Source organism: Geovibrio sp. ADMFC3, assembly GCF_054687035.1.
Genome location: NZ_BAAFZG010000002.1, coordinates 2,459,282 through 2,474,196, shown reverse-complemented (window position 1 = coordinate 2,474,196; position 14,915 = coordinate 2,459,282). Strand labels below are relative to the sequence as shown.

The window sequence follows — 14,915 nt, the reverse complement described above, 5'->3', positions numbered from 1 at the left end:
TTTCTTACAATCTCTTTTATATCACCGCCCTTTCACCCTTGCAAATCATTTCATATTCCATGAAATTTATTTAATTTTCTGATGATTTTTTCCAAAGAAAGGTATAAAGATCAGTATATCATTTGCGGGTGTAGCTCAACCGGTAGAGCGACAGCTTCCCAAGCTGTAGGCAGCGGGTTCGATCCCCGTCGCCCGCTTCCTGTAATATCACATAGAAAAGGGCGCCCTCCCTTCAGGGCGCCCTTTCTTTATAGAGGTCAAAGCCGTTAGAAAAACCTTCCGGCGTTGCGCTAAAATTTACTGTCCGGCGATAACTTTAGCCCACTCAGGGACTATACCCAGCTCAACACCGAACACAGGTACCACAAGCAGATACGTGACTGCAACTGTAATAATTATTCCTATAATATTAAGCCCGAAGCCGCTTTTTACCATCTGCGGGATTGTAACATAACCCGAGCCAAACACAATAGCGTTCGGCGGTGTGGCGACAGGCAGCATAAATGCGCATGATGCTGCGATTGCAGCAGGAACAGTAAGCAAAAGCGGACTCTGCCCCAAACCAACAGCAACTGCGGCAAGAATAGGCATAACCATCGCCGCTGTGGCGGTATTGGAAGTAAGCTCAGTGAGAAAGATAATAAGTGCTGTGACAGCAATTATCAATACAAAAATTGGTGCATGCTCAAGAAGACCAACCTGACCGCCTATCCAATCTGCAAGCTTGGTCACTTTGAAACCGGCTGAAAGAGAAAGACCGCCGCCGAAAAGGATAAGAACACCCCAAGGCATTTTAGCTGCCCAATGCCAGTCCATTACAAATTCATTTTTCTTCATATTAATAGGAATAACAAAAAGAATAAGACCGCCGATCATTCCGATTGCTGCATCAGAAACCATTTTTGGATCAGGAAAAAGAAAACCGAGCTGTTTTCTGAAAATCCAGGCAAGAGCAGTAAGGGTGAAAACAAAAAGAGTCCAGCGTTCCCCCGTACTCATTTTCCCCATCTTGGTGAGTTCAGCTTCGATAAGCTCTTTTCCGCCGGGGACTTTTTTAAGCTTCATAGGGTTTGCAACTTTGATAAGCCAAAGCCAGCAAAGGGGAAGCGTAACCAGAACAAGGGGCACGCCTACATAAAGCCATTTAGCAAAAGTTATTTCATAACCAAAAGTTTTTGAAAGATAACCGGCAAGAACTGTATTGGGCGGAGTTCCTATAAGTGTTGCGATACCTCCGATGGAAGCGGCGTATGCGATACCCAGCATGAGGTTAAGACCGAAAGCGAATTTTTCAGGAGAAAAATCTATTACCTTGTCGAGCCCCTCTTTTTTTCCTTCCTCGACAACGTGATATATAATAGCAAGACCAATAGGCATCATCATTACCGCTGTGGCAGTATTGGAAACAAAGGCAGAAAGAACAGCAGTAGCTGTCATGAAGCCGAAAATAAGTCTGCTGGGCGAAAAGCCGACAGTTTTTACGATATTCATAGCGATTCTGCGGTGAAGGTTCCAACGCTGCATGGCAAGGGCAATGATAAAACCGCCCATAAAAAGAAATATAAGATCACTGGCATAAGGAGCTGTTGCCTTGCCTGTGGGCATAATCCCAAGTATGGGAAAAAGCGGTATGGGAAGAAGACTTGTAGCCGGAATCGGGATTGATTCACACATCCACCAACACGCCATAAGAAATGCAACCGCAGCCATTTTCTGTGCAGAAGGCTCCATACCGGCAGGTGTGGGAACAACGAGCATAAGAACAAACAGAACAGGTCCGAGGATGAGCCCTATAAGCTGACGTTTGGTATATTCACGGGGTTCATCTTCTTCGACCCCGCCCGGACCGGATTTAAGTCTGCGGACATGCTCGGCAGGCGCTTCTTCCATTTCATCAGCAAGGTCAATACTTCTTTCTTCTTTTTCATCTGCGGATGAAAAGTGCTGATTGTGAATTTTTTTGAGTAATGCTTTGGGACTATAAAGCACGAGTGCCTTTGTCTCGTCGTGCCAGTCCCAAAGCCTGCTCCAAATAGCTGTCATCATAAACCACTCCTGAAACAAAACTTAATGAACAGTGGCTATAAAGCAACAAACATACCAATTAATTGATAATTATATGATATTTTATTGATAATCACCCTAAATACCTTATAAAAAAGGGATAGAAAATTTAAAAAAAATAACGGACTATAATCTTGTTATAATTTTTAGCATGTTTAAAGTTAATAAATACGGCGAAAATTCGCCATTCACAGCACTTTGATAACAACAAGACACTAATAAACAATAAAAAATGCAAAATGCAATTAAATGGCGGAAATTCGCCTAAAATCACAAATAGAACATTAGCAGGCACATTTAACATGAGAATTTAACTTTCAAACTAAGAAATAAATCCAAAATTAAGGAATTTTGCCTAAAATAAATCTATTTGTTTTATTTTAACATGTCAGATTTTATAACGGAGTGTCTGATCTGTTTTTATCATGCTTATTATTTTACGGAGGTGCAGATTTTCGCCACCTCAAAAAGAGGTGTTCCGGAGCTGCGCAAGAACAGCTCCGGAACAAGGTGATGTGGAAAAGTCCTATTTTGTAACAGCTTCAGCAATAACTGCCCAGTCAGGCAGAACACCTATCTCTACACCGAAGAAAGGTATTACAAGAATGTAAGTTGCTATAACTGTTATTATTATACAAAGAATATTCAGCCCGAAGCCGCTTCTTGCCATCTGCGGGATTGTTACGTACCCCGAACCGAACACAATTGCGTTGGGGGGAGTGGCAACCGGAAGCATGAAAGCGCATGACGCTGCAATCGCTGCGGGAACAACCAGCAGAAGAGGGTTCTGACCCAGACCAATGGCAATGGCTGAAAGAATGGGCATAACCATAGCCGCTGTTGCAGTGTTTGAGGTAAGCTCCGTAAGGAAGATGATAAGAGCAGTTACCGCTATGATAAGCACAAGTATAGGTGCGTTCTCAAGCAAACCAACCTGAAGACCGATCCAGTCTGCAAGCTTTGTGGTTTTAAAACCATCAGAAAGACACAAACCGCCGCCGAAAAGGATAAGAACACCCCAAGGCATTTTAGACGCCCAATGCCAGTCCATTACAAACTCGCTCTTTTTAAGGTTAATGGGAATAAGGAAAAGGATACACCCGCCCACCATGCCGATGGCTGCATCTGTAACCATTTTCGGGTCAGGGAAAAGAAAAGCAAGTTTGGATCTGAACATCCATGCAAGGGCTGTAAGAGTGAAAACAAGCAGTGTCCAGCGCTCACCGGTGTTCATTTTACCCATTTTACTGAGTTCCGCTTCGATAAGATCTTTACCGCCGGGAACTTTTTTAAGCTTCATAGGGTTAGCGACTTTTATAAGCCAAAGCCAGCAGAGGGGAAGAGCAACAAGTACAAAAGGCACACCGACAACAAGCCATTCCGCAAAGGTTATTTCATAACCGAAAGTTTTTGAAAGATAACCGGCAAGAACAGTGTTGGGAGGAGTTCCGATGAGTGTTGCGATACCGCCGATGGAAGCAGCATAGGCGATACCAAGCATCAGGTTGAGACCGAAAGCGAATTTTTCGGGCGAAAAGTCTATGACTTTATCAAGCCCTTCTTTTCTGCCTTCATCCACAACGTGAGCGATAATGGCAAGACCTATGGGCATCATCATTACTGCTGTGGCTGTATTTGAAACAAAAGCTGAGATTACGCCTGTGGAGACCATAAATCCAAGGATAAGCCTGTTTGGCGAGAAACCAACAACCTTTACAATGTTCATTGCTATTCTACGGTGAAGATTCCATTTCTGCATGGAAAGAGCGATGATAAAACCGCCCATAAAAAGAAATATTATATCATTGGCATAGGGCGCTGTTGCCTTGCCGGTGGACATAAGACCCATAATCGGAAAAAGCGGAATAGGCAAAAGGCTTGTTGCTGGTATGGGAAGAGATTCACACATCCACCATGTAGCCATAAGAAAAGTTATCGCAGCCATTTTCTGCGCTTCGGGGCTCATTCCCGCAGGTGTGGGAATGACAAGCATAAGGATGAAAAGGATAGGTCCGAGAAACAAGCCTATTTTCTGACGCTTGGAGTATGATCTCGGTTCTCCCTCCTCTATCCCTCCGGGACCGGACTTGAGCCTGCGGGCATGCTCCGCAGGGGCATCGGACATTTCATCCGCAAGATCAACACTTTTTTCCTCCTTCTCGGTTGCAGACGAGAAGTGAGTGTTGATAAATTTTTTGAGCATTGCTTTAGGACTGTAAAGCACGAGAGCTTTGGTATCGTCGTGCATGTCCCAGAGTTTGTTCCAGAATGCTGCCATCATAAAAGCCACTCCTAAAATGAATGTTATAAAACCATCATATTAAGAGCAACTATCATACCAATTCATGAAATTTATCTGACAATATTATGAATCCGTGCTTGAAGCCCTTATTATAAAAGGGGTTGGAGATATTCTGACATGTTTCAGTTATAATTCTGTTATATAATACGGACATATTATAGACGCAATAAAGGGCGAAAAACTGCCATATAATCTACGGGTAAACTGCACATATCCATGAAATATAAAGGAAAACAGATTTTCCGAACCCCAGTGGCAAATTTTCGCCTTTTCAAAACAATAGAACAAATAAAGATATATGTTGTAAAATGATTTACATTAAAGACCTATAAACTCCGGAATATACATAATAATGTCTGCTTTAATGATCGTTATGCTCTATTTTATATTTCTCCAGTTTATAACGGAGTGTTCCTCTCGGAGTATTAAGAAGCTTGGAGGCCTGAGCAACGTTTCCATCTGTCATAACAAGGGCTTTGCGTATTATCCCTTCCTCATATCCTGACACTGCGTCCTCAAGCACCAACCCCTCCGGAGGGATAGCCACATCAGCGGGAGCCTCTTTTTTAACACGGCTCCCCCTTATTTCCTGCGGGAGAACATCCTCTGTTATAACCTCCGCATCTGTCATTATGCAGATACGCTCCACAACATTTTTAAGCTCACGGACATTTCCCGGCCAAGGGTACTCCGTAAGCAGATTGAGTGCCGGACGAGCCACATCCTTGACTTTTTTCTTAAAATCAGCGCTGAATTTTTTTATGAAGAAGTCCAGAAGATTCGGTATATCGTCCTTTCTTTCCCTGAGTGCAGGCAGGCGTATGGGGAAAACGTTCAGCCTGTAGTAAAGGTCTTCTCTGAATTCTTTGTCATCTATTGCTTTTTTAAGGTTTCTGTTGGTTGCGGCGATAACACGCACATCTATATCTATACTTCTGGTATTGCCTAGTCTGCGGAACTTTCTGTCTTCCAGAACACGGAGCAGCTTAACCTGAAGGCTTATATCCATCTCCCCTATTTCATCCAGAAACAGAGTTCCGCCGGACGCCTCCTCCAGGAGACCTATTTTACGGGTTTTGGCATCGGTAAACGCACCTTTTTCATAGCCGAAAAGCTCTGATTCAAGAAGATTATAAGGAAGAGACCCGCAGTTTATCTCAACAAACGGCTTGTCGTTTCTGGGGGAAAGGTTATGAATCGCCTTTGCCACAAGCTCTTTACCGGTGCCTGACTCACCGGTGATCAGAACAGTTGCCGCCTCATGCTTTGAGACCTCCTGTATCTGGGAGTAGATGCGCTTCATCTCTTCGCTGACGCCCACAATCTGCATGGATGCAGACAAAACGCCGCTTCCCCTTTTCAGGTGGCGGACCTCTCGCCTCAATTCCTGAGTTTCGAGGGCAAGCCGGACAATAAGATGTATGGCGTCCGCCTTAAAAGGCTTTTTGATGTAGTCATATGCGCCCATTTTAAGGGATTCCACGGCGCTTTCCACCGTTCCGTATCCGGTTATTATTATTACAAGAAGTTCGGGGTCTATATCTCTGAGAGCTTTAAGAACATCAAGCCCGCTTGTCGAACCGAGGTTAAGATCAAGAAGAACAAGGTCTATCTCCTCTTCAACAACTATATCAAGAGCATCCTCTCCGCTGTGGGTTATAAAAACCTTATACCCGTCTGCGCTGAGAACTCTCTGGAGGTTTTCACAGATAAAAACCTCATCATCAACTATCAGTATTTTTTCCATTACCCTATGCCTCTCTCCCCTGAAAAGCTTTAAAGAATTTCTATACAGCAGGGTGAGAAATTACGCCATATATAATATATTATCTCCCGTTTCCTTCAAAAGGGAAAAACAGAATAAAGCGGCTGCCTGTCCCCTGTCTGCTTTCGGCCTCTATTTTCCCTCCGTGTTCGGAGACTATGTTATGTGTGATTGCGAGTCCCAGCCCTGTTCCTTCTGCTTTTGTGGTATAAAACGGTTCAAATATATTCGGCAGATCCGCAGGGCTTATCCCCACTCCCGTATCGCTGAATATAAGTTCTATGCCGCCGTTGGTGTTTTTTGCCGAAATACGCAGCTTGCCGCCGTTCTTCATGGCGTCCAGAGCGTTTGTAAGGAGGTTCAGAAGCGCCTGTTTGATCTTATCCGGATCAAGGCTGATCATGGGCAAATCAGGCTCAAAGTCAGTTTCAAGGACTATCTTCTGCCGCTCGCACTGTTTTTTAACAAAGAAAAGAGTATCCGAAAGCACATCGGCGATGTTTGCCATCCGCAGTTTAGGAGGCACAGCGGAAGCGAAGTTCAGAAGCCCGTCCACAAGTCCTTCAAGCCTCTCTATCTCTTTAAGCGAACGCTGGATAAGCTGTCTGTCGGCATCATTTTTCAGCAGTCTGTCGTGCAGATCGTCCAGCATAAGGCTGATTCCCGTCAGCGGGTTGCGGATCTCATGCGCCAGACCGGCAGAAAGTCTTCCCATTGATGCAAATCTGTCCATCCTCGCCATCTGCTTGCGAAGCCCTACCCTTTCGGTAAGGTCTTCCACAGTAATAATGTTGCCGTCAGCATGTTCCATTACCATAGGCAGACCGGCAATCCTCAGGTGCATGTTTCGTCCGCTTTCTTCAGAGTCGATATACCTGCTCCAGCGCTTCGTGCGTCCTTCCGACTGAAATTCTTTTATTACTTCAATAACCTCCGGTTTATGGGCAAGTGCCTCGTCCAGAAGTTCCCCCTCTGCCGCCTTAGCAAGCCGAAGGATGTTCATCGCCGGTTTGTTTATGAATGTTATGCGGTTATCCTTGTCCAGAGTGAGGATGCCCGTCTCTATATTTTCAAAAACTGTGGTTTTGAAGTTTTGTTCCCTTATAACAGCCTCTCTGGATGCCTCAAGCTTCTGCATTGATTCCATAAGGCTTACCCGTCTGTGTTCAAGCTCCCTAGCCATATCATTGAATGATCTTGTGAGCTGCGCCACCTCATCCCCGCCGGATACATCAACATTGGGGACAGCTCCGTCCCTCGTTACACTTTTTATTGCGAGATTAAGCCTGCCGATGGGGTTTGTGATGCTCCATGAAAGCCTGTACGCAACGGCAAGGACAGCAACCGCCATAAGAGACACAAATATAGCCATACTGCTGATGAATTTATCAAGCTCGCCTCTTATCACATCAGATATTTTAACTGCGGGCATATGAAAGCGGCTTATTTCCGCACCGATAGTAACGCCCCCGAAAACACCGTGCTTTGCATAAACACCGGATGAAAAACGTATGGGCGCATACGCCATGATCTTACGTGAACCGCCTACGTTGGTGACATCCACAACACCGTTTCCTTTTCTCAGTACATCAGAGGCAGCAACAGGATAATTGGGGTGAATGAACCCTGTTTTGAAAAGGTTAAAAGGAATGTCCCCTTCCTGAAGCCTGCGGGCGTTATATTCGCCTCTGGTTCCGGTGAGAGTGCCGTCCTTATTATAACCTCTTATATCCCACTGCTTAGGGTGAGTAATAATCCAGCCTTCATCATCAAACATAAATGAGTAGTCAGCGCTTTCATAGGAGGCTTTTTTACTGCTGTCTTTTCCGTCAGGGGAAATATGGCGGGTAAACTCCATGAGGTGAAGGTGATCAAGAGAAATGACAGCCACACCCCGGAGGCTTCCGTCTGAATTGTAAACAGCTCTGGCAAAACGGACAACTCCCTTATATTGGGTATCGTGCCCCTTTTCCTCGACTTCGTTTCTATGGATAAACCACCCGCTTACCCTCGAAACGTAAACCATTCCGTCGGGAAGCTCAAGAGTGCGGCGAAAATAGTCTTCCGTCTTATAAGTTGTATTGGCAGGAACAGAAACATTTCTCAGTTCATCAACCGGAACACCGTCAACAATACGTATCCGCTCCGTTCCGTCAGGATCAATGAAAGCAAGTTCGCTGTAAAGGGGAACGTCACTGAGCTTTTCACTGCCGTTTTCCCATATGCGCATCGTGCCTCTGTGTCTGTTATAGAAATCCATATACTCTGCCTCTTCGGCTTCCAGCAGCACAAAGCTGTTAAGATCGTTTTCTATACTGCGCAGGAATATGGATACAGTGTCCGCAACAGTCTGGGCACTGAGAACAAGGGAACGGGTAGCCTGCGCCTCCAGTGCTGATGATGCGCTCTTGCGTAGATACTGCTCAACAGAGCTGAGATTCCGTGCGGCGTAAAAGCCCAGAACCCCCAGAGGAAGCAAAGACAAAGCCAGAAAGGCTATAAGAACTTTTTTATGCAGACTGTAAAATCTCATGGGCTACAGAATATAACTTAAGAGAAAAGAAATAAACCAAAAAAGAATTAATTACTTAATTAGGCTACAGGCAAATGAACGTTACTTTATATTGCAATATCTCTAATTGACCTTAGTTTTTAATACTGCTTTTCTCCCTACAAATTAGGCTGCAAAGGTAAACTATTGATAATTAAGATGAATATTTTTTGTAATTATTCTTACAATTTTCAGGATTTAATGTATAATGACTTTATGAGGAAATTGATTGATTGTTTTCCTAAAAACAAATGTAACGGATACAGGAGTATTTGAATGACTATAGTTATGCATGAAAAAATCGAATCTATTTACAAGCAGGTTATAGCCAGAAACCCCGGTGAATCTGAATTTCATCAGGCGGTAAAAGAAGTTCTGGATACCCTCGGACCCGTGCTTGTTAAGCACCCCGAATACGCCGAACAGAAAATAATTGAAAGAATATGCGAACCGGAGCGTCAGATTATCTTCCGAGTTCCGTGGATCGACGATAAAAACGAAGTGCAGATAAACAGGGGCTTCCGTGTTCAGTTTAACAGCGCTCTCGGACCCTATAAAGGCGGACTCAGATTCCACGAATCTGTATATCTCGGAATAATCAAGTTCCTCGGATTTGAGCAGATATTCAAAAATGCACTTACCGGTCTTCCCATTGGCGGCGGCAAAGGCGGCTCCGATTTCAACCCCAAAGGCAAATCGGACAATGAAATCATGCGTTTCTGCCAGAGCTTTATGACCGAACTTTACCGTCACCTCGGTGAATACACAGACGTTCCCGCCGGAGATATAGGCGTGGGCGGACGTGAGATAGGCTACATCTTCGGTCAGTACAAAAGACTCACTAACCGCTATGAATCAGGTGTTCTCACTGGAAAAGGACTTCACTACGGCGGTTCAAAAGTACGCACTGAAGCCACAGGCTACGGAGCGGTTTTCTTCGTTGATGAAATGCTCAAAACCAGAAAAGAAACCTTTGAAGGGAAAACCTGTGTTGTTTCAGGTTCCGGAAATGTTGCCATCTACACCATAGAAAAAATTCACCAGCTCGGCGGTAAAGTTGTGGCTCTTTCTGACTCTGCCGGGGTTGTTTACCACGAAAAAGGCATAGACCTTGAACTTGTTCAGCAGCTTAAAGAGGTTGAAAGACGCAGAATTAAAGATTACTGCACCTATCATAAAGATGCAGTTTACCGTGATAAAGGCAATATATGGGAAATTCCCTGTCAGGTTGCTATGCCCTCCGCCACTCAGAACGAGCTTAACGGAAAGGATGCACAGATACTCGTTAAAAACGGTCTGCTGGCAATAGGCGAAGGCGCCAATATGCCCACAACACCCGAAGGCGTCAAAGTATTCTTAGACTCAGGAGTGCTTTACGGACCAGGCAAGGCTGCAAACGCAGGCGGCGTAGCAACTTCTGCTCTTGAAATGCAGCAGAACGCAAGCCGTGATTCATGGAGCTTCAAATACACTGAAGAGAGACTCCAGCACATCATGAAAAACATTCACGCAGATGTTATGACCGCTGCTGATGAATACGGCTCACCCGGAAACTATGTAACCGGAGCAAACATTGCAGGCTTCAAAAAAGTTGCCAACGCAATGCTCTCACTGGGAGTTATATAACAAATCACCCACGGGGAAGTCTTGACAGGCTTCCCCTTTCCTTTATAAATAAACATGCACTCGGAAAAAGATAAGGTCAAAACCGGTCTGAGCGGTCTGGACTCAGTTATCGACTGTCTCCGCATGGGGGACAATGTAGTCTGGAATGTTCCGTCATTTGCGGAATATGCGGCATTTGTGCGTCCATTTGCCCGTCAGGCTGTTGAAGACGGCAGAAAACTCTGCTATATCCGCTTTGCAGATCATCCCCCCATAGTTGAGGAAACAGAAGCAAAGGTATTCAACCTCGAAGCTGACATAGGCTTCGGTCAGTTTGCCGAACACGCATACAGAATAGTCAAGGAACAAGGCAAGGGTGTTTTCTACATCTTTGACTGTCTCTCTTACCTTCTTTCTTCATGGGCTTCGGATAATTCCGTGGCAAACTTCTTCCGTATAATCTGCCCTTTTTTATACAGGCTGGACACAGTGGCATGTTTTGCTGTGTACAAAAACCATCACTCCTTTGAAACAATCAACAGAATCAGGGAAACCACGCAGGTTATGCTGGAAGCGTACAATGACGGCGTAAGCCTTTATGTTCACCCGCAGAAAGTATTTGAGCGCACCAGCCCCACCATGTTTCTGCCCCACAAATATGAAAGCGCAGAAAGCTTCACCCCTGTGAAAAACAGCCTGGAGGCGACAAGCCTTTTCCGTACTCTCTGCACAGCACCAGGCGCAGGGATAAGGCGTGCGGTGGATGCATGGGACAGAGAGTTCATAAAGGCGGAAGCTCTTCTCGGTACAAATAAAGAGACAGAAAAATACGCAATGAAGGAAAAGCTTGCCCTTATGCTGATGGGCAGGGATCACCGTATTCTCCTCATGGTGAGCCGCCACTTCACCTTAGCTGACCTTCTGGAGATAAAAAACCGCATGATCGGCACAGGCTTTATCGGCGGCAAGGCAGTGGGCTTTCTTCTGGCAAGAAAAATTTTAGACAACAAAAGGGGTAAACCCTTTGATAATTATATTGAACCGCACGATTCTTTTTATATAGGCTCTGATGTTTTCCATTCCTTCATAGTCCACAACGGCTGGTGGGATCACTTTATGGAGCAGAAAACCCCGCATGGTTATTTCAAGGCGGGAAGGAAACTGGAAAAACTTTTTCCGGAAGGGAAGCTTCCACCGGAGATAAAGTCAAAAATAAAGGAAATGCTGGACTACTTCGGTCAGTATCCGATCGTAATACGCTCCAGCAGCCTTCTCGAAGACGGATACGGCAATGCCTTCGCCGGAAAATACGAAAGCTTCTTCTGCTCTGTGATGGGCTCACCGGAGGAAAGATATGAAGATTTCTTCCGCTGCATGAAGCTGGTATATGCCAGTGCCATGAGCAGAGACGCCCTTGAATACAGACGCAACAGAGGGCTTGAGGAAGCGGATGAGCAGATGTCTCTTCTGGTGCAGAGAGTTTCGGGCAGCTATCAGGATCATTACTATTACCCCCATGCAGCAGGGGTCGGACTTTCGTACAATACTTATGTGTGGAACAGAAATATTGACCCTGAAGCGGGAATGCTCCGCATAGTAATGGGGCTTGGTACAAGGGCTGTCAACCGTGTGGAGGGTGACTACCCCAGAATTGTTTCCCTCTCTGATCCTGAACTGATCCCTCTTTCCGATATTCATAACAAAATGCGCTACTCACAGAGAGATATAGACGTTCTTGACGTGCGAACAGAGGGAAAACACTGCGTATCCCTGATGCAGATAACAAAAGGAGAGCTGGGGTTTGACCTTAACGAATTTGCTCTAAGGGATTTTGAGACAGAAAGAAGGCTTGAAGAGCGTGGACGGCTGAAACAGCATATCTGGATACTCACATTCCAGAAGCTTCTCCGTGGAACATTTCCCGAAGTAATGAAGAATATGATGAACTGCATCGAAGCCGAATACAAAAACCCAGTTGAGATAGAGTTCACTCTCAATTTCACAGAAGGTTCAGATTATGTGATAAATCTCCTACAGTGCCGTCCTGTTCAGAAAAGCGCACGAAAAGGGGCGGAGTATAAGCTTCTGGACACCCAGCACAACCGCATAATACTGGAATCAAACGGTCACTTCATGGGCGGCAATGTTCATATGCCCGTTCACTGGCTTGTTTTTGTTGACGCGGAGAAATATTCCGCACTGAGCCTAAACGATAAATATAACACTGCAAAAGCAATATCAATGGTGAACAAAAGTGTCCGTGCGCTGGGCAAAAATGCTGTACTTTTCGGTCCGGGCAGATGGGGGACCAGCACCCCTTCACTCGGAGTACCTATAGTTTTTGCAGATATAAGCAGTTTTGCCGCAATCTGCGAGATGGAATACGACGCAGGCGGGCTTTATCCTGAGCTGTCATTCGGATCTCACTTTTTTCAGGATCTTGTGGAAAACGGCACCTTCTACATGGCACTCTTCAGCGAAAAAAATGAAAGCAGCATAAATTTTAATGAAATATGGCGCTTCAAGGAAATCTCAGAAACAATAATAGAAGCAGATGCTCATATCCTTGATGCAATAAAGATTTACGATACTGGCGGAAGAGCCTTCCTCAACTCGGATATCGAAACACAGAAGGCGGTTATCCTCGCCTGAACCCGCTCATACACCCCTCTTTGCACTTCTTAACAATCATGTATTAATAAATGTGCAATATTATTCTTTAGCAAGCAAAGGGAAGGTGGTACCTATGGAGCGAAAACTTTTTCTGCATCATTTTTTAAACATTTCAAAGCTTCTTGAAGACCGTATCCGTGAAGATCTTGACCCTATGGGTATCTTCCACGGACAGGGGAAAGTTCTTGCCGAACTTTACAAAAACGACGGCATGATCCAGATAAGCATAGCTAAAACCCTAGGCATATCCCCCGCCACAGTCACTAATATGGTCAAAAGAATGGAAACAGGCGGACTTGTTAAACGCTACAGCGACAAACACGATGACAGAGTTATCCGTGTTCACCTCACTAAAGAGGGGAACAGGTCGGCGGAGAAAGTCATTGAAGTCTGGGAAAATATTGACAGCTATATAAGAACTCTTATGCCGGAAGCTGATTTGGAGTCCCTCAACAGGATTCTTGAAAGAATCAAGTTTGGTCTCGGAGGCACTACAGAAGAGCAGGAAGCAGACTACACTGAATCTGTCTTGTCCTCCTGAAACAAAAATTTCCGTTATAATCCGGTTCTGACCGTGATGAAGCAGTAAAGCCCGGCATTACACTAATTACAGCCGGAGCAAAATGCACTTACAACGCCGCAATTTAAGCGGCGTTTTTTTTATTCTCTCAAACATATTTTTCTCCACGCTTTGTTATCAGTTGCCTCAAAGCAACAAGTATGTTAGTTTTATTGCATCATTATAAATAGTGAGTCATAATCACTATTAATATGTATAAATTGGAACTGACGACCAACATTAACTATCTATCTTAAATTTGAGAAGGGGAAAAATGTTTATTAAAGCTGACCTCCGGAAAGTATTTGACGATGTTCCGATAGCTGTTCACTCCATAGACTCAGAAGGAAAACTGGAATATGTAAACACAAAATGGCTGAACCTCTTCGGTTACATGGAAGCGGATGTTCTGGGAAAGTGCATCGGCGAGTTTATTCACCCTGATTATAAAAACAAAGCAAAAAATGTATTCTCCGTATTCGCTGAAAAGGGAGAACTGGAAGCCCTTCAGATGAAGTTTATAAGAAAAAGCGGCGAAGAGCTGAAAACTTCAATACAGTCCTTCGCTGTTTACAATGAGAACGGCACTTTCAGCCACTCATACGCTTTTCTTGAACCCAGCAAAACACCTGCGGCAGAAATGTCAGCATATACTGTTCCTTCCCCTGCTGATGTCAAAAACGAATTTGTAAGCGAACTTCTCGCTGCCATATCCCATCACTGGCGTCAACCCCTTAATGCTTTGGGACTTAATATACAGAATCTCACCGAAACATTTTCCGCATCCGAGCATGAAGAGATGTTTAGGGAATTTGAAAAAATCAGTATGGCTATAATACTGGAAATGTCCGCAACTATTGACTCCTTCAGGGATTTTTTCAAAGTCAAAGAGGACGGCTGGTTTACCATAGTTAAAGCTGTTGAACAGACAATGGGCATGTATGACTCGCTGCTTAAGGAATCCGGCATTACAACCTTTGTCACCTGCAATTGTGAGAACGGACAGACGACTTTTACACCCGACTACAAACCCATGTGCAGAGGATTCTGCAAACTCGCATCAGGAAGCGAGATAAACTTCAAACAGGTGCTGATGCACCTTTTGAGCAATGCTGTCAGTGCCATAAAGCGCTCCGGACAGATATACGGCAAGATAACAATCAGCATAGCCAACTACAAAAGCGGTAAAATAATAGAAATAACAAATAATGGCGGCGGAATCAGCGATGAAATAAGGGAAAGGATTTTTGAACCCTACTTCACCACAGCAGAGGTGGGACAAAATAAAGGTCTTGGGCTGTATCTGGCAAAGACCCTTGTGGAAAAATCTTTAGGCGGAACACTGCGCTGCACTTCCGATAAAAACACCACAACTTTTACCATAACAATTATATGA

8 protein-coding genes and 1 tRNA gene are annotated in these 14,915 nt (G+C 44.6%); 5 read left to right on the top strand and 4 right to left on the bottom strand.

The annotated features are described in order from the left end of the window. Positions 1-124 precede the first annotated feature (124 nt). Positions 125-197, top strand: a tRNA-Gly gene (locus tag ACYRYY_RS12105). Between the two features lie 100 nt (positions 198-297). On the opposite strand, the gene ACYRYY_RS12100 is transcribed toward ACYRYY_RS12105, so the two are convergent. The 4 genes from ACYRYY_RS12100 to ACYRYY_RS12085 all read right to left on the bottom strand — a co-directional run bounded on the left by ACYRYY_RS12100 (position 298) and on the right by ACYRYY_RS12085 (position 8,664). Then, on the bottom strand, positions 298-2,046 hold the full coding sequence (locus tag ACYRYY_RS12100) for an SLC13 family permease (protein ID WP_460215863.1): 1,749 nt from the start codon (positions 2,044-2,046) through the stop codon (positions 298-300). A gap of 544 nt (positions 2,047-2,590) precedes the next feature. After that, entirely contained in the window at positions 2,591-4,345 is a 1,755-nt protein-coding gene (locus ACYRYY_RS12095; protein WP_460215862.1) for an SLC13 family permease, read from the bottom strand. 382 nt (positions 4,346-4,727) lie between these two features. Beyond that, the gene (locus ACYRYY_RS12090; RefSeq protein WP_460215861.1) at positions 4,728-6,113 is read right to left on the bottom strand and encodes a sigma-54-dependent transcriptional regulator; all 1,386 of its coding nucleotides are present in this window, start codon (positions 6,111-6,113) and stop codon (positions 4,728-4,730) included. 79 nt (positions 6,114-6,192) lie between these two features. Further along, positions 6,193-8,664, bottom strand: a complete 2,472-nt coding sequence (locus ACYRYY_RS12085; RefSeq protein ID WP_460215860.1) for an ATP-binding protein — start codon at positions 8,662-8,664, stop codon at positions 6,193-6,195. Between the two features lie 294 nt (positions 8,665-8,958). On the opposite strand from ACYRYY_RS12085, the gene gdhA reads away from it, so the two are divergent. The 4 genes from gdhA to ACYRYY_RS12065 all read left to right on the top strand — a co-directional run bounded on the left by gdhA (position 8,959) and on the right by ACYRYY_RS12065 (position 14,915). Beyond that, positions 8,959-10,308 carry an NADP-specific glutamate dehydrogenase gene (gene gdhA / locus ACYRYY_RS12080; protein WP_460215859.1) on the top strand — a complete coding sequence of 450 codons (1,350 nt, stop codon included), beginning with the start codon at positions 8,959-8,961 and terminating at the stop codon, positions 10,306-10,308. Between the two features lie 54 nt (positions 10,309-10,362). After that, positions 10,363-12,939 carry a PEP/pyruvate-binding domain-containing protein gene (locus ACYRYY_RS12075; protein ID WP_460215858.1) on the top strand — a complete coding sequence of 859 codons (2,577 nt, stop codon included), beginning with the start codon at positions 10,363-10,365 and terminating at the stop codon, positions 12,937-12,939. Between the two features lie 94 nt (positions 12,940-13,033). Next, entirely contained in the window at positions 13,034-13,501 is a 468-nt protein-coding gene (locus tag ACYRYY_RS12070; protein WP_460215857.1) for a MarR family winged helix-turn-helix transcriptional regulator, read from the top strand. A 292-nt stretch (positions 13,502-13,793) separates the two neighbouring features. Beyond that, positions 13,794-14,915: a PAS domain-containing sensor histidine kinase gene (locus tag ACYRYY_RS12065; protein ID WP_460215856.1), complete on the top strand. Its 1,122-nt coding sequence runs from the start codon at positions 13,794-13,796 to the stop codon at positions 14,913-14,915.